Origin of the sequence: Pseudomonas sp. NFX98 (genome assembly GCF_047784845.1) — a bacterium.
In the GTDB taxonomy this organism is placed as follows: domain Bacteria; phylum Pseudomonadota; class Gammaproteobacteria; order Pseudomonadales; family Pseudomonadaceae; genus Aquipseudomonas.
Map to the genome: position 1 here is coordinate 55,743 of NZ_JBLNNF010000021.1, position 16,554 is coordinate 72,296.

At 59.5% G+C, this 16,554-nt stretch carries 11 protein-coding genes; 5 read left to right on the forward strand and 6 right to left on the reverse strand.

Going from position 1 to position 16,554, the window contains the following annotated elements; all coding sequences use genetic code 11:
* Positions 1-183 precede the first annotated feature (183 nt).
* The 3 genes from ACM110_RS24910 (at position 184) to guaA (ending at position 4,097) form a co-directional block, all read left to right on the forward strand.
* Positions 184-732 (forward strand): sugar ABC transporter ATPase, encoded by a 549-nt coding sequence (locus ACM110_RS24910; RefSeq protein ID WP_416129842.1) that lies wholly within the window; start codon positions 184-186, stop codon positions 730-732.
* A 218-nt stretch (positions 733-950) separates the two neighbouring features.
* Positions 951-2,420, forward strand: a complete 1,470-nt coding sequence (gene guaB, locus ACM110_RS24915; protein WP_056855201.1) for an IMP dehydrogenase — start codon at positions 951-953, stop codon at positions 2,418-2,420.
* A gap of 99 nt (positions 2,421-2,519) precedes the next feature.
* On the forward strand, positions 2,520-4,097 hold the full coding sequence (guaA, locus tag ACM110_RS24920; RefSeq protein WP_034150804.1) for a glutamine-hydrolyzing GMP synthase: 1,578 nt from the start codon (positions 2,520-2,522) through the stop codon (positions 4,095-4,097).
* Between the two features lie 84 nt (positions 4,098-4,181).
* Here guaA and ACM110_RS24925 read toward each other — a convergent pair whose 3' ends face one another.
* The gene (locus ACM110_RS24925) at positions 4,182-8,726 is read right to left on the reverse strand and encodes a membrane-targeted effector domain-containing toxin (protein ID WP_416129843.1); all 4,545 of its coding nucleotides are present in this window, start codon (positions 8,724-8,726) and stop codon (positions 4,182-4,184) included.
* A 213-nt stretch (positions 8,727-8,939) separates the two neighbouring features.
* Between ACM110_RS24925 and ACM110_RS24930 the strand changes: the two genes are divergently transcribed.
* On the forward strand, positions 8,940-10,316 hold the full coding sequence (locus ACM110_RS24930) for a multicopper oxidase family protein (protein ID WP_416129844.1): 1,377 nt from the start codon (positions 8,940-8,942) through the stop codon (positions 10,314-10,316).
* On the forward strand, positions 10,316-10,810 hold the full coding sequence (tadA, locus tag ACM110_RS24935) for a tRNA adenosine(34) deaminase TadA (RefSeq protein WP_416129845.1): 495 nt from the start codon (positions 10,316-10,318) through the stop codon (positions 10,808-10,810). The genes ACM110_RS24930 and tadA overlap by 1 nt, the downstream gene beginning before the upstream one ends.
* An 84-nt stretch (positions 10,811-10,894) precedes the next feature.
* Here tadA and cmoB read toward each other — a convergent pair whose 3' ends face one another.
* From cmoB to lon, 5 genes are all read right to left on the reverse strand, one after another.
* Complete coding sequence (gene cmoB / locus ACM110_RS24940) at positions 10,895-11,851, reverse strand: tRNA 5-methoxyuridine(34)/uridine 5-oxyacetic acid(34) synthase CmoB (RefSeq protein WP_416129846.1); 957 nt, start codon at positions 11,849-11,851, stop codon at positions 10,895-10,897.
* Complete coding sequence (gene cmoA / locus ACM110_RS24945) at positions 11,848-12,627, reverse strand: carboxy-S-adenosyl-L-methionine synthase CmoA (protein WP_338584936.1); 780 nt, start codon at positions 12,625-12,627, stop codon at positions 11,848-11,850. Before cmoA ends, cmoB begins: the two co-directional genes overlap by 4 nt.
* 130 nt (positions 12,628-12,757) lie before the next feature.
* Positions 12,758-13,399, reverse strand: a complete 642-nt coding sequence (locus tag ACM110_RS24950; protein WP_416129847.1) for a lysoplasmalogenase — start codon at positions 13,397-13,399, stop codon at positions 12,758-12,760.
* 2 nt (positions 13,400-13,401) lie between these two features.
* The gene (locus ACM110_RS24955) at positions 13,402-13,794 is read right to left on the reverse strand and encodes a protease inhibitor I42 family protein (protein ID WP_416129848.1); all 393 of its coding nucleotides are present in this window, start codon (positions 13,792-13,794) and stop codon (positions 13,402-13,404) included.
* Between the two features lie 219 nt (positions 13,795-14,013).
* Positions 14,014-16,431 carry an endopeptidase La gene (gene lon, locus ACM110_RS24960; protein ID WP_416129849.1) on the reverse strand — a complete coding sequence of 806 codons (2,418 nt, stop codon included), beginning with the start codon at positions 16,429-16,431 and terminating at the stop codon, positions 14,014-14,016.
* Positions 16,432-16,554: the final 123 nt, after the last annotated feature.

A 16,554-nucleotide genomic window follows, 5' to 3' on the forward strand; every position in this document is an offset into this window, starting at 1 on the left:
CAAAACCTGTGGGAGCGGGCTTGCCCGCGATGGCGTCAGAACATCAAACATTGATGTTGACTGAACCATCGCTATCGCGGGCAAGCCCGCTCCCACAGGGTCGGTGCCAGGCACTAGGTCGGAGTCGACCTATAATTTGTGCATGCGCAAGACCCTTTCATCAAAGCTTCAGGCCTGTACCCCATGAATTCGCAAAGCATCATCGTCCCGAAAATCTCCACGCTGCCGGTGCATGAGCCCCGGGCCCGGGCGATCGTGCGTTGGCTGGTGCGCAAGAACATCATCCAGGAAGAACTGACCACCTGCGGTCGCACCGGCAATCGCATGGCCCACGCCATTGGCGACGGTGCCCGCGCGGTGGTCCTGCATCCGGAGGCCCTGCCGTTCGGCGAGCCGGTCAACGGCCTGGAGATCGTCACCAAGCGCTGCATCTATACGCCGGCCAAGGGCTTCCTTGAGGAAGCGGGCTGCGCCGAGTGCCGCAAGGAAATTGGCGAAGCCCTGTTCGAAAGCCTGGAAGACTGGATGCCGGGGCGCACCGATAACTTCACTTGCCCGGAATGCGGGCATGAAGACGACATCAACGGCTTTCTGTTTTTGCAGGAGTGCGGTTTCTCCAACCTCGGTTTCATCTTCAACAACTGGGCCGAAGCCGGGTTCAAACAGAGCTTTCTCGACGAATTTGCCGATTGGCTGGATCAGCCGGTCAGTTGGGTGAAGGTCGAACTCTAAGCGCGGTATTCCCCTGTAGGAGCTGCCGCAGGCTGCGATCTTTTGATCTTGTTTTCCGAAGATCAAAGTCAAAAGATCGCAGCCTTCGGCAGCTCCTACGAAAAGCCTGAATTTCCGTATATCTGTAACATCGATAATAGACAGAGTTTTACATTGAACCCGAGGGGGTGTCTGACTATAATGGCGCGCTTCCATTTTCCCGCTCGGGAGCCCCCGCGATGCTGCGTATCAGCCAAGAAGCTCTGACATTCGACGACATTCTCCTAGTGCCCGGTTATTCCGAGGTGCTTCCTAACGAAGTCAGTCTCAAGACCCGCCTTACCCGTGGCATCGAACTGAATATTCCATTGGTTTCCGCCGCCATGGACACCGTCACTGAAGCCCGTCTGGCAATCGCCATGGCTCAGGAAGGTGGTATCGGCATTATCCACAAGAACATGACCATCGAGCAGCAAGCTGCCGAAGTGCGCAAGGTCAAGCGTTACGAAGCCGGTGTGGTCAAGGATCCGATCACCATCGACGCCGACGCTACCGTGCGCGAACTGTTCGAACTCACCCGCATGCACAACATCTCCGGCGTTCCGGTGCTGCACAATGGCGACCTGGTCGGCATTGTCACCTCCCGTGACGTGCGTTTCGAGAACCGTCTGGAAGCCACTGTCCGTGAAGTGATGACGCCTAAAGAGCGTCTGGTCACGGTCAAGGAAGGCGCCGACAAGAACGATGTGCGTGAATTGCTGCACAAGCACCGCATCGAGCGCGTGCTGATCGTCGACGACAAATTCACCCTTAAGGGCATGATGACCGTCAACGACATCGAAAAAGCCAAGGCTTACCCGCTGGCCAGCAAGGACGATCAAGGTCGTCTGCGCGTGGGCGCTGCCGTCGGTACCGGTAAAGACACCGGCGACCGCGTTGCAGCCCTGGTCAACGCCGGCGTTGACGTGGTGGTGGTCGACACCGCTCACGGTCACTCCAAAGGCGTGATCGACCGCGTTCGCTGGGTCAAACAGAATTTCCCTGAAGTGCAGGTGATCGGCGGCAACATCGCCACCGGCGCTGCCGCCAAGGCCTTGGCCGAAGCCGGCGCTGACGCCGTCAAGGTCGGTATCGGCCCAGGCTCGATCTGTACCACCCGTATCGTCGCCGGTGTCGGCGTCCCGCAAATCAGTGCCATCGCCAACGTTGCCGCTGCCCTTGAAGGCACTGGCGTACCGTTGATCGCCGACGGCGGCATCCGTTTCTCCGGTGACCTGTCCAAGGCCATCGTAGCCGGTGCTTCCTGCGTGATGATGGGCTCGATGTTCGCCGGTACTGAAGAAGCGCCGGGCGAGATCGAACTGTTCCAGGGTCGTTCGTACAAGGCTTATCGCGGCATGGGTTCGCTGGGCGCCATGTCCCAGGCACAAGGTTCCTCCGACCGTTACTTCCAGGACTCCTCGGCAGGCGCCGAGAAACTGGTTCCGGAAGGCATCGAAGGGCGTGTTCCTTATAAGGGCACCCTGAGCGCGATCATCCATCAACTGATGGGCGGCTTGCGTTCCTCGATGGGCTACACCGGCAGCGCCGACATCGAAGAAATGCGCACCAAGCCCGAGTTCGTGCGGATCACCGGCGCTGGCATGGCCGAGTCCCACGTTCACGACGTGCAGATCACCAAAGAAGCGCCAAACTACCGCGTAGGTTGAGCCTTCAAGCAACAAGCTAAGCAACCGGGGCTGTTTTATTCAGCCCCGAGTTGTTTCTGAATCACGACTGTTTCCGAATTTTTTAGACGAGACTGAATCATGGCCCTCGACATTCACGCCCACCGCATCCTGATCCTCGACTTCGGTTCCCAGTACACCCAGCTGATCGCCCGCCGCGTGCGTGAAATCGGTGTGTACTGCGAACTGCACCCGTTCGACATGGACGAAGATGCGATCCGCGAATTCGCTCCTAAAGGCGTCATCCTCGCCGGCGGCCCGGAATCTGTTCACGAAGCCAACAGCCCTCGCTGCCCGCAAGCCGTTTTCGACCTGGGCGTACCGGTCTTCGGTATCTGCTACGGCATGCAGACCATGGCCGAGCAGTTGGGCGGCAAGGTTGAAGGTTCCGAGCTGCGTGAGTTCGGTTACGCCCGCGTAGACGTGGTCGGCAAGAGCCGCCTGCTCGACGGCATCGAAGACCACATCGACGCCGACGGCCTGTTCGGCCTCGACGTGTGGATGAGCCACGGTGACAAGGTCACCAAGATGCCGGAAGACTTCCACATCCTGGCCAGCACCCCGAGCTGCCCGATCGCCGGCATGTTCAGCGATGAGCGTCGCTACTACGGCGTGCAGTTCCACCCGGAAGTGACCCACACCAAGCAGGGCGGTCGCATCCTGTCGCGCTTCATCCTCGACATCTGCGAGTGTGAAGCCCTGTGGACTCCATCGAAAATCGCTGAAGACGCCATCGCCCAGGTTCGCGCCCAGGTCGGCACCGACAACGTTCTGCTCGGCCTGTCCGGCGGTGTCGACTCCTCGGTAGTTGCCGCGCTGCTGCACAAAGCCATCGGCGACCAGCTGACCTGCGTATTCGTCGACAACGGCCTGCTGCGCCTGCACGAAGGCGAGCAAGTGATGGCCATGTTCGCCGAGAACATGGGCGTCAAGGTGATTCGCGCCAACGCCGAAGACCAGTTCCTGAACAACCTGGCCGGCGAAGCCGACCCGGAGAAGAAGCGCAAGATCATCGGCCGCACCTTCATCGACGTGTTCGATGCCCAGTCCAACAAACTGGACAACATCAAGTATCTCGCCCAGGGCACCATCTACCCGGACGTGATCGAGTCGGCTGGCGCAAAAAGCGGCAAGGCCCACGTGATCAAGTCGCACCACAACGTGGGCGGCCTGCCGGAAGAAATGAACCTGAAACTGGTCGAGCCACTGCGCGAACTGTTCAAGGACGAAGTCCGTCGTCTGGGCCTGGAACTGGGCCTGCCGTACGACATGGTCTACCGTCACCCGTTCCCGGGCCCGGGCCTGGGCGTGCGGATCCTCGGTGAAGTGAAGAAGGAATACGCTGACCTGCTGCGTCGCGCCGACCACATCTTCATCGAAGAACTGCGCAAAGCCGACTGGTACCACAAAGTCAGCCAGGCATTCGTGGTGTTCCAGCCGGTGAAATCGGTTGGCGTGGTCGGTGATGGCCGTCGTTACGCCTGGGTCGTGGCCCTGCGTGCCGTAGAAACCATCGACTTCATGACCGCGCGTTGGGCACACCTGCCTTACGAACTGCTGGAAACGGTTTCCGGCCGCATCATCAATGAAATCGAAGGCATCTCCCGCGTCACTTACGACGTGTCGAGCAAGCCGCCAGCGACCATTGAGTGGGAATGATCCCGCACCCGTCTTGAGCGTTTGAAGGCTGGAACGACAAAAGCCGTGTGAAATCCGATTTCACACGGCTTTTTTGTGGGTGGGTTACAACGGTTTCGACCAGCCAGCCAATGTCAGGCCCATTTCGTCCAGAGCCTGTAACAACGCTTTCACGCTGCCATAGTGCTTGCCACTCACCGAAGGCCAGTTCGAGCGCTCGATGTAGTAGCGGCCGTTCTCACTTTCGATCAGCGTGCGCACGAGCGCATTGCTGCGGCTGCGATGAACCAGAAAGGTCATGCCGGGTTGCAGTTTCAAGGTGTACATCCCTTGCCGAGACAGGAGTGTTTCTATTTCCGGCATGGTCTGTGCCGTCCATGGTGTTTCGATTCGCAGGCGCAAATCACCTCTGGCCAGCGCGCTGCGGTCAAATGCGCTGCCGCCCAGAGGCAGGATTTTGCCGGGATCAGGTTCGATGCCTGAAGAAATCCCTTCGGCAACGTCTTCAACGCGAATGCCGATGGCTTCCTCCAGTTCACTGACTCCCGCCACCCCCTCGAAGGTGTTGGAGTGGGAATTGCCCATCAGTGCCACCCATTTATGCGCGCCCCGCATCGCCTGATCGCTGCGAATGATCGAGCGGGCGAAGTAGTTCATCATTTTCTGCCGTGCTGTTTCCTCAATGGCTGGTTCCAGCGAGCCGATTTGCTCCATTCCGTTGAGTCGGTAGCTGGCCATGCAATCAATCGCCTGCACGCGGATCTTGAAATTGCGGGCTTGCTTGACCAGTTGCAGAAATGTATCGCGACCCAGCGGGTCGGTCATGTTGCCGGCATCGAGTGCATCGAGATAATTCTCCAGGTCTTTGTCCATCGCGCCAGTTTCGAAAAACGCGTCCAGGGCCGTCTGATGGAAGTCAGTCAGCAGATGTTCCATGTACAACGTCTTCACATTTTTGCTGGCCAACAGTTCCATGTTTTCGATCAGCCACTGTTTGCTGGCGATTGAGCCATGGCTTTCACCGATGATCAGGCCTCGGGCATGCTCGAGAATTTTCTCGATGATCTCTTCGGCACTGGCGTCAGGATTGAAGGTCGGAATCGGCGGGCGTCCGGGCAATTGCAGTTCGGCATAAAAACGTAAAGCGTCGCGATACAGGCGTTTCCTGATCTTCTTGAAATCCCGATAAGCGTCGTGCTCGTTGAGGCTGTCGTAGAAGTCTCGTAACGAATCGTCGTCCAGGCCGATCGCGCCTTCCTTTAACTCGGCCTTCAAGTTCTCGGGTATGTCGTACTCCGAGGCGGGCAAGCGCAACGGAGGCGTCTTGCCACCGCCAGCGAGCCCACCGCGCGGCAGCGTTTCCCATTCACCGTCAGCGTTGAGGCGCACTGGAATCGAGTCGGAGAAGCCGTGAGGATTTTCCGGGTCGATGATCGCCCAATGCCCGCCGCCGTTGATGTCGGCCTCCCAGCGAACGTAGTACGCAGAGTGGTCCAGCAGGATGGCGGTGGAAGGGTTCGAATTGAGTCGATAGATGCCCTGGAATTTTCCGGGCTCATCGCCAAGCGTTTCACCTTCAAGCAACTCATTGGCTTGCCAGTTGGCCGGGATGGTCGGTCGCTGGCTTGCCTGCGCCAGGTCTGGAAGTGCCGGCCAGCCCATCGGCCGCATGCCTTTGGCGATCAGGGCCTGTTTCAGTTCTTCGAAGTTATCTACCGTCATGGAATCGTAGGCGGGCCCGAGCGGGGTATCCAGATTGAACCTTCCACCGGGCGTCGAGCGGATGACGCTGTCGGCCATTTGATGATCGGCGTTGCGATACACCACCAACACGCTGCTTCGGTAACGCTGAAAGGTGAACATGCCCGGCTCAGGCAGTAGCGCTCGCAGGTCTTGTGGCGTTCTGTAGGCCCACGGGGTTTGCATTTGCACACGCCAATCGCCTCTGATCAATGCCTGGACGCTGTCAGGGTCGGCAAGACCTTCGAGCTCATAGGCAGTGGAGTACGGATAATCGGCGTACTCCATGGCCAGTCCGGGATCGACGGCGATGGATTGTGCCGCGCCGGGTTTTACATCATCGATACGGATGCTCAGGGCATCGGTTTGTTCGCCGATGCCGCGATAGCCTCTGAAGGTCGACATGTTTTCCCGATCCACCAGCGCAACCCACTTGGCAGGTCCCTTGATCGCTTCGTTGAAGCGGATGACCTGACTGGCGAAAAAATTTCTGACCATTTGTTGGTCGGGTTCCGGTTCGAAGGGGGAGCGATTGATGTTGTAGGTCGTCGACATGTCGATGGCCTGTACACGGATTCGCTGGGCATTGGCCGCTTTCACCAGTTGCGTGAGATTGAATCGGCCGTCGGGGTCGTTGCCGGCCTTGATGTCGAGTTTCTTCAAGTAGCTTTGGAGTTCTTCGGGCATTTCGCCGGTGCGGGCAAAAGTGTCCAGGTCGAGCTGATTGACGTTCGCCAGCAGTTCCTGCACGTATAACGTCTTCACCCCGCGTCGCGTAAGTTCGGGCATGTTTTCGATCAGCAACTGTTTACTGCCAATACTGCCGCGGCTTTCACCAACGATCAGTCCCGATTTTTCCGCAAATGCCGTTTCGAACAGCTCGGCGGGGCTCTCGAACTGTACCGCTGAAGACGCTGGCAGGCGCGGTAACGGTGGATTGAATTCATACCAGGTGCGCGCATCGCGAATCAGGTTATTGCGCGCGGGTTCCTGGCTCAGATTGAAGCGGCTCATGCTGGTTGTTCTGCCATCGACACCGGTCACCGGTCTGCTGTCGTCTGGACCACCAAGGGCCCAGGCCCTCATCTCGGTGTCTTCGATTTCAGGGACCTGTGTGCCCGGTAACCGCGCCCATGGCTCAATGGTGGGGCCGGCAGCAGACGGCACATCCATGCCGCCCTGCAATCCCAGACGAGGAATGACTTCCCACTTGCCTTCGGCACTCAATCGCACGGGAATCGAACCCTTGAAGGCGTTGGGGTTGGCCGGGTCGATGATTGCCCAGTGTCCACGGCCGTTGAGGTCGCTTTCGTAACGCACGTAATACGCGCTGTCGTTGAGCGTGATCGCCGTCGAAGGGTTTGAAGCGAGTTGATGAATGCCCTGGAATTTTCCCGGTTCACGGACCAGCGAGTCGTCCCCCAGCGATTGATCGACTTTGAAGTTGTCCGGCACGGATGACGTGCTGTCTTTGGGTAGGCCGGATGCGATCTGTGTTTCCTCAACAGTTTCGTGGGGCGTCGCTCCGGTTCCTTCGCCCGATTGCGTCGACTCAATCAGATCGGCCATCTCCTTGGCCTCAGCCGCTTCAATCTGCGGGCCAATTTCTTCCAGCGAACCCGGGCCTTTGAGTACGAGTAGATTGAACAGCAAATCGATGCCGCTAAGAACGGCACCCAGAATTCCGGCTTTGCGCTCTGCGGCGGTTTTGGCGTTCACCGCCTGATCAATGTTCAAACCGATACTGGCGATACTGGCGCCGATCACGGGTAGTGCGACCGGCCAGCCGACAACCGCCATCGGGCCGAAGACTTTTACGCCGGCGCTGAGGTAACCGAGCCAGAGTTTTTTGCGAATATCGCCATTGGACGTCAGCGAGAGCTCGGCCTCGGCGAACATCGCATCCTTGGTTGAGTCGCGCAGCCAGCTGAAGGCGTCACCGGTGATGATCTGGTTTTTCTGGTTGATCAGGTGATGGTCATACTTGCTCCAGGTGCTGACCAGGCGATTCAGGAGGTCGGCGAAGTTCTCGTCGATTTCCTGCCGGTCGGCCTGGGAGAAATGCGTCATGAACGGTCGACGCTGTTCTTTCTTGTTCATCTGCAACAACATCCAGAAGTGCATGTCCGTCGCGGTTTCCAGCACTTTGAAGGCTTCGGTTTCGCCGGGCAGGTAGACAATTTGCCGGCCTTTGGGGGCGACAAAGCGAAGCGCGCTGATGGCGACGTAACCTGCGACATCGAGGGTGCGAACACTGCCGGTGCAAGGATGTTGCGCTTGCAGCATTTGCAGGCTGACAGGCCAGGTGAGCGAGCCGATCGCGGCTTGAGTGAGGAACTGGAAATCCTCGTCACTCAACAGCCGCTTGTCCCGCGCCTGCACGGCCTTGATGAGGAAGTTGCACTTGGCCAATGTGCGGAAGTCGCCGCCGGATTTGTCCCAGAAGTGCGTCAGCCGCTCGTTGTATAGCGAACTGAAATTGATACTCCAGAAGTACTTCAGCACCTCGTTGCCATGCAGGCGTACTTCGTTGGTTTCATTGTAAGTATCGGCATGGGGGCCAACGGTATAGAAGCCGCCATACACGTCGAGCAAGTCTGCGTTGTCCTGGTCGGCGACACGAAAGCGGTGGATCACCAATTGCGTCAGGGTCATGGTGGAGGTTGGCGTGGCGTGGACATGTTCCCAGCCGGTGAAGGCTTTCGAGCTGCTTTGCGCGGCGTCGAAGCGGTGGAAGTAAACCTTGTCAGGATCGAGCCCGGTGATGGCGTACTTCTTGAGCAAATCTGCGGCCACCTCATGAGCAGTGTCTTGCAGGCTGGGGCAGGTCTGGATGATGGTGGTGGCGATGGCCTTGAGTGCGGCCTTGTCGGCTGCGTTAGGTAGCGGGCGGGTTTCTGTCGAGCTCATTGCACTCTCTTTCCTTGAGAATTCGAATGTCGAGCATGCTTCGCTCGTTAAATCGAAGTGCACTACATAGTTATGCTTTTTCTCGGTCGAAATCGTGTAGGGCCCAAGGCCAACTGCGTCCATCCGCCGCGCTGCCCTTACTGTTTCGCAGTTGCAGGTGTATCGTATTCGCCTTTTTCAGGCCTGTCGCTGATTCGTGAGGTAGTTGAGTTCATGTCCTTTACCCGTCGCCAAATTCTCGGTGGCCTGGCCGGTCTTGTTGTCGTGGGTGTCGGCGCGGGTGGCGCGTCGCGATACTGGCTGGGCAAGCGGGCTGATGCCGAAGCGGGCCACGACTATGAGCTGATCGCGGCACCGCTGGATGTCGAGCTGGTGGCGGGGCACAAGACCCCGGCCTGGGCGTTCGGCCCGTCGGCGCCGGGCACCGAGTTGCGGGTACGCCAGGGTGAATGGCTGCGGGTGCGCTTCATCAACCACTTGCCGGTCGCCACCACCATTCACTGGCACGGCATTCGCCTGCCGCTGGAAATGGACGGCGTGCCTTACGTGTCGCAGCTTCCGGTGTTGCCGGGGGAATACTTCGACTACAAATTCCGCGTGCCGGACGCCGGCAGCTACTGGTATCACCCGCATGTGAACAGCAGCGAGGAACTGGGTCGTGGGCTCGTCGGACCGTTGATCATCGAAGAGCGCGAGCCGACCGGTTTCAAGTACGAAAAGACCCTGAGCCTGAAAAACTGGCACATCGATGAACAGGGCAACTTCGTCGAATTCAGCATTCCCCGTGAAGCGGCCCGTGGTGGCACGGCGGGGCGCCTGTCGACCATCAACGGGGTGCCGCTGCCAGTCATTGACCTGCCTGCCGGGCAAATCACTCGGGTACGGCTGCTGAACCTCGACAACACCCTGACCTATCGTCTGAACATTCCCGGTGTCGAGGCGCAGATCTATGCGCTGGACGGCAACCCGGTCGAACCGCGCCCGTTGGGCAAGGAATACTGGCTCGGCCCCGGCATGCGTATTTGCCTGGCGATCAAGGCCCCGGCGGCCGGTGAAGAGTTGTCCTTGCGCAACGGTCCGGTGCGCCTTGGGACGTTCCGTTCGGTGGCCAATACCGATGCGCCAACCGAATGGCCACCCGCGCTGCCCGCCAACCCGGTGGCCGAACCGGACCTGGCCAATGCCGAGAAACTCAACTTCAATTTCGAATGGGTGGGTTCGGTGTCGGTCAATGTCGAAAACGGCAAGCCACCCAGCCTGTGGCAGATCAACGGCAAGGCTTGGGACATCACCGACAAGACCTGCGCCGACCGCCCGATTGCCAAGCTCGAAAGGGGCAAGAGCTACATTTTCGAATTGAAGAACATGACTCAGTATCAACACCCGATTCACCTGCACGGCATGAGTTTCAAGGTCATCGCCTCGAATCGGCACAAAGTCATTCCGTATTTCACCGACACCTATCTGCTGGGCAAGAACGAGCGCGCGCAAGTGGCGCTGGTGGCGGATAACCCCGGCGTGTGGATGTTCCACTGCCACGTGATCGATCACATGGAAACCGGCCTGATGGCCGCTATCGAGGTGGCGTGATGCGTCAGATTCGTCCCGCCGCGATCATCGACCGCAGCCGTGACCAAGACTTCATGCGTGAAGCGCTGGCACTGGCGGCCCAAGGCGCGGCCCTCGGCGAAGTGCCGGTGGGCGCGGTGTTGGTGCAGGGCGGTGAAATCATCGGTCGAGGCTTCAATTGCCCGATCAGCGGCAACGACCCGAGCGCCCATGCCGAGATGGTCGCGATCCGCGCCGCCGCCCAGGCCGTCAGCAACTACCGTCTGACGGGCAGTACGCTTTACGTGACGCTTGAGCCGTGCAGCATGTGCGCCGGGCTGATCGTGCATTCGCGGATCGCGCGTGTGGTGTATGGCGCGCTGGAGCCGAAAGCGGGGATTGTGCAAAGTCAGGGACAGTTTTTTACCCAGGGCTTCTTGAATCACCGGGTGCTGCATGAAGGCGGGGTGCTGGCGGAGGAATGCGGGGCGGTGCTCAGCGAGTTCTTCAAGGCCCGGCGGGCTAGTCGGGACTAAGTTCAAAAGATCGCAGCCTTCGGCAGCTCCTACAGGGATCAATGTAGGAGCTGCCGAAGGCTGCGATCTTTTGATTTTGATTTTTTACTTGCGAGCGACAATCACCGCCCGCATCGGCGCCGGCAGGCCTTCAACGGTCTTGCTGTGGTCTTCGGGATCAAGAAAGTCACTGAGCGACTGATACTTCATCCACTCCGTCCCGCGCTGTTCCTCGACGGTGGTGGTGCTCACGTCCACACACTTCACATCGGTGAAACCGGCACGGCGCAGCCACAATTCCAGTGCCGGCACCGACGGCAGGAACCACACGTTACGCATCTGCGCATAACGGTCTTCCGGCACCAGCACCTGATGCTTGTCGCCTTCGACCACCAGGGTTTCCAGCACCAGTTCGCCGCCCTTGACCAGGCAATCTTTCAGCGCCAGCAAATGCTCGATCGGCGAGCGGCGGTGGTAGAACACGCCCATGGAGAACACCGTGTCGAAACCTTCGAGTTCCGGCGGCAGGTCTTCGAACGGGAACGGCAGGTGCCAGGCATTCGGCTCGGACAGGTAACGCTGCACCGCCTGGAACTGGCAGAAGAACAGCCAGTTCGGGTCGACCCCGATCACGCTGTCGGCACCGGCGCCGAGCATGCGCCACATGTAATAACCGTTGCCGCAGCCGACATCGAGGATGCGCTTGCCCTTCAGATCCAAATGCGGAGCGACTCGCGACCATTTCCAGTCAGAGCGCCATTCGGTGTCGACGTGCACACCAAACAGATTGAACGGTCCTTTGCGCCATGGCGACAGGCCCATCAGCGCGGTGCGCATTTGCGCGCGGGTTGCGTCGTCGCAATCGGTGTCGAGCTTCAAGCCGTTGAGCAAATCGACTTCACTCGGCTGGATCTTCGGCAGGGCGTCCAGCGCACTCTGCCAGCGCTCAAGGTCGCCGTGGCCCTTTTCCATTTTCTTGTCGAGTTGACGCTGCAGGGTGTTGGCCCAATCGGCCAGCGGCGTGCCGGCCAGACGGCGAGCGAGGGGAGACAGATCAATCATGGCAAGGCAATCAACGAGGCAAAGTTAAGACACTGGAACCACGGCACGACTTTCGAGAACCCGGCCGCCAACAGGCGCTCGCGGTGTTCTTCGAGGCTGTCGGGCTTCATGACGTTTTCGATGGCGCTGCGCTTTTGGGCAATTTCCAGTTCGCTGTAGCCGTTGGCGCGTTTGAAGGCGATGTGCAGGTCGGTGAGCAACGCGTGCTCCTGCTCGTCTTCAAAGCGCAGTTTTTCCGAGAGGATCAGCGCACCACCGGGCAACAGCGACTGACGGATGCGCGACAGCAACGCGGTACGCTGGTCCGGGGCGATGAATTGCAGGGTGAAGTTCAGCGCGACCACCGAGGCAGGTTTGAATTCGAGGGCGAGGATGTCGCCTTCGATCACTTCCACCGGCAGCAACTCCTGGAACATCGAATCCTGACCGTTGAGGTACTCGCGGCAGCGTTCGACCATGGCGGCCGAGTTATCCACAGCGATAACGCGGCAACCGTCGGTGCGCACGTGGCGACGCAGGGCCTGGGTCACGGCGCCCAGCGACGAGCCCAGATCGTAGAGAACGCTGTTGGGCTGGGCGAACTGCGCGGCGAGCACGCCGAGGTTTTCCACGATGGTCGGATAACCCGGCACCGAGCGCTTGATCATGTCCGGGAACACCCGCACCACGTCCTCATTGAAGGCGAAGTCAGGCACCTGGGCCAAAGGCTGGGCGAAAAGGCGATCGGATTCTTTGCTCACGGCGGTTCCAGCGGTGTAGGTGGAAAAGGCCGGCATTTTAGCCAAGTTGGCGCGGGGATGCGCGGGTTGTCTGATAAAGCGCCAAATCAAAAGATCGCAGCCTTCGGCAGCTCCTACATTGGAATACGATCCCCTGTAGGAGCTGCCGAAGGCTGCGATCTTTTTCTCATGCCGAATGCTGCTTTTGGGTGAACGCCGAGGCTGTGATACCCCACTGCCCCAACCAATAACTGAGGATGATCACATAAGGCGCCGCATCAAACGGCACCACAAACCGACTGATGCCAATCACGCTGTCGGAGAACACAAACGCCACCGCACCACCCGCCGCCAACAGCGCCGAACGCTTGGGCACATCGGTGCCGAGTCGGGCCAGTGCGCGCCAGAGCATGGCGCTGATGGCCAGGCCGTAGACGATCACCGGAATCAGCAATGGCCCCAGACCATGGGAAATCAGAATTCCCAACAGCACTGCACTGACACCGAGGGCAATAATCAGCGGCAGCAGCGCCAGACGCCGACAGTCACTTAAATAGGCTTTCAGATAAGCAAGATGAGCGACCAGAAACGCGCCTAGCCCAAATACAAACAAATCCCCCGGCCACGCCAGCAACACATCGCCGAGCAGGGAGAAAATCAGGCCGAGACTGATCCAGCGTCGATATTCGCTGGGTGGTGCGTCGTGCAGCCAGCCGAGCAGGGCCAGTACGGGCAGCGGCTTGACCAGCAGGCAGAGCAGCGCAGCATGCACGCTCAGGCCATAGAGAAACGTCACCGCGCCCATCAGCGCCAGAATCAGCCAGCCCACGGTCAGTTGACCGAGATCGCGCAGTCGAACGAATCAACCGGCAGCACTTCCGGCGCCCAAGGTTGTTGCGAAGTAAGGCGCAAACGCCCGGTGCCGGGGGCGAAGGCCTGGAAGCGCCAGGTCGACACGCCGGCGGCGCCTACGATACCGGCATCTTCCGGGTTGCGATAAACCTCTGGACCCAATGCGTGCAACACGCCTCCGGCCGAATCCTGGATTGACCAGCGATAACCTGTAGTCGGGTTGCTCGGCAGGGTCAGGATCAGGGTTTGTCCGCTGGTGAGTTTCACCGGGCATTCGCTTTGTTTTTCCACGGTCACGTTGTGTTTCGGTTGCGTGGCGCATCCGGCCAGCAAGGCGAGGGCGAGGGGGACAAACAGGCGAGTGGGGGACATAGGGTCAGCGGCTCCGGCGTTCACGACGAACGGCGAGCATAACCGAGATGAGACAAATTGTGACAGCCACCGAGGGAGGCGGTGTCAGGGCTGACGCCATCGCTGGCAAGCCTTGCTCCTACACAGGGTTTTGCTGTGAACACAGATTTGTGAACACCGCCAACCCCTGTAGGAGCAAGGCTTGCCCGCGATAACAATCGTGCAGGCGCTACAGAACTGTCAGAACAAAATCTTCGCCACATCCGCAAACCGCTTGGCAAAGTGCGCGGTAATCCCTTCCTTCAGATACTCCGGCAGTTCCTCGAAATTCCCCCGGTTGGCTTCCGGCAAGATCAGCTCGAAAATCTTCTGCCGCCGCGCCGCAATCACCTTTTCGCGCACCCCGCCAATCGGCAGCACATGCCCGGTCAACGTCAGTTCGCCGGTCATGGCCACGCCTTTTTTCGGCGCCTGATTGCGCGCTAGCGAAAGCAGGGCACTGGCCATGGTCACGCCAGCGCTTGGGCCGTCTTTCGGGGTCGCGCCTTCCGGAACGTGCAGGTGCACGAACGCTTCGTCGAAGAACTTCGGATCGCCGCCGAACGACTTCAGGTTGGAACTGACGTAGCTGTAGGCGATTTCCGCGGACTCTTTCATTACGTCACCCAGTTGCCCGGTGAGCTTGAACCCACGGTTCAGGGTATGGATGCGCGTCGCTTCAATCGGCAATGTCGCGCCGCCCATGCTGGTCCACGCCAGGCCGGTGATCACGCCGGTTCCCGACAGCACTTGCTCGTTGCGGAACACCGGTTTACCCAGCGAAGTTTCCAGGTCTTTCGGGCCGAGCTTGATCACCGCTTTCGGTTCGTCGAGCAGTTTCATCACCGCTTTGCGCACCAGTTTGCCAAGGTTTTTCTCCAGCTGACGCACGCCGGCTTCACGGGCGTAGCCGTCAATCAGCGCCTTGAGCGCGTTGTCGCTGATGCTCAGGCTGCCTTTGGATACGCCTGCTTTTTCAAGTTGCTTGGGCCACAGGTGACGCTTGGCGATGGCGACTTTTTCTTCGGTGATGTAGCCCGACAGGCGAATCACTTCCATCCGGTCCAGCAGCGGGCCGGGAATCGAATCCAGGGTGTTGGCGGTGCAGATGAACAGCACTTTCGACAGGTCCATGCGCAAGTCGAGATAGTGGTCGAGGAATTCGACGTTCTGCTCTGGATCGAGGGTTTCCAGCAGCGCCGAGGCCGGGTCGCCCTGGTAGCTTTGGCCCATCTTGTCGATCTCGTCGAGCATGATCACCGGGTTCATCACTTCGACGTCTTTCAACGCCTGCACCAGTTTGCCCGGCTGCGCGCCGATGTAGGTGCGGCGATGGCCCTTGATCTCGGCTTCGTCGCGCATGCCACCGAGGCTGAAGCGGTAGAACGGCCGGCCAAGGGATTCGGCGATGGATTTGCCGACGCTGGTCTTGCCCACACCCGGCGGGCCGACCAGCAGCACGATAGAGCCGCTGATCTCGCCTTTATAGGCGCCGACGGCGAGGAATTCGAGGATGCGGTCCTTGATGTCGTCGAGGCCGGCGTGGTGTTTGTCCAGCACCTTGCGCGCGTGCTTGAGGTCGAGTTTGTCGTCGCCGTACACGCCCCACGGCACCGAGGTCGCCCAGTCGATGTAATTGCGGGTGACCGCATACTCCGGCGAACCGGTTTCGAGGATCGACAGCTTGTTCATTTCCTCTTCGAGGCGTTTTTGCACCTGCGCCGGCAGGACTTTGCCCACTAGCCGCTGTTCGAACTGTTCGAGGTCGGCGCTGCGGTCGTCCTTGGTCAGCCCCAGTTCTTGCTGGATGACCTTGAGCTGTTCCTTGAGGAAGAACTCGCGCTGGTGCTCACCGATCTTGCGGTTCACTTCCGCGGAAATCTCTTTTTGCAGGCGCGCGACTTCGACTTCCTTGCGCAGCATCGGCAGGACTTTTTCCATGCGCTTGAGCATTGGCACGCAGTCGAGCACTTCCTGCAACTCATTACCGGTGGCCGAGGTGAGGGCTGCGGCGAAGTCGGTCAGCGGCGACGGATCGTTAGGGCTGAAGCGGTTGAGGTAATTCTTCAGCTCTTCGCTGTACAGCGGGTTGAGCGGCAGCAGTTCCTTGATCGCGTTGATCAGCGCCATGCCGTAGGCCTTGACCTCGTCGGTCGGCTCGGTGGGCTGGTGCGGGTATTCGACTTCCACCAGATACGGCGGGCGATGGTGCTTGAGCCAGGTGCGGATGCGAACGCGGGTCAGGCCCTGGGCGACGAATTGCAGTTTGCCGTTTTCGCGGCTGGCGTGATGCACCTTGACCAGCGTGCCGTACAGCGGCAGGGCGGAGGTGTCGAAGTGGCGCGGATCTTCCTGGGGCGTGTCCATGTAGAACAGGGCGAGGGAGTGGTGATCGGACTTGGCGACCAGGTCGAGGGTCTCGGCCCACGGCTCTTCATTGACGATGACCGGCAGCACCTGGGCGGGGAAGAACGGTCGGTTGTGGATCGGGATGATGTAGACCTTGTCCGGCAGGTTCTGGCCAGGAAGGGCCAGGCCTTTGCCGGGTTTGTGGTGCGGGGCATTTTCCGGATCGGCGTATTCGCTCGGGTCTTCAGGGAATTCTTGCTGGTCGCTCATGGGGGCACCTGCGCAATGGGTATGGGTCTTAGATGGGGCAGGTTGGTGGTGGTTTCAATGATGCTTTGGGGTTAATGGGGAATTCGAAGGTGTGTTCAGCAGGGATTCAGGTTAGCTGGATTG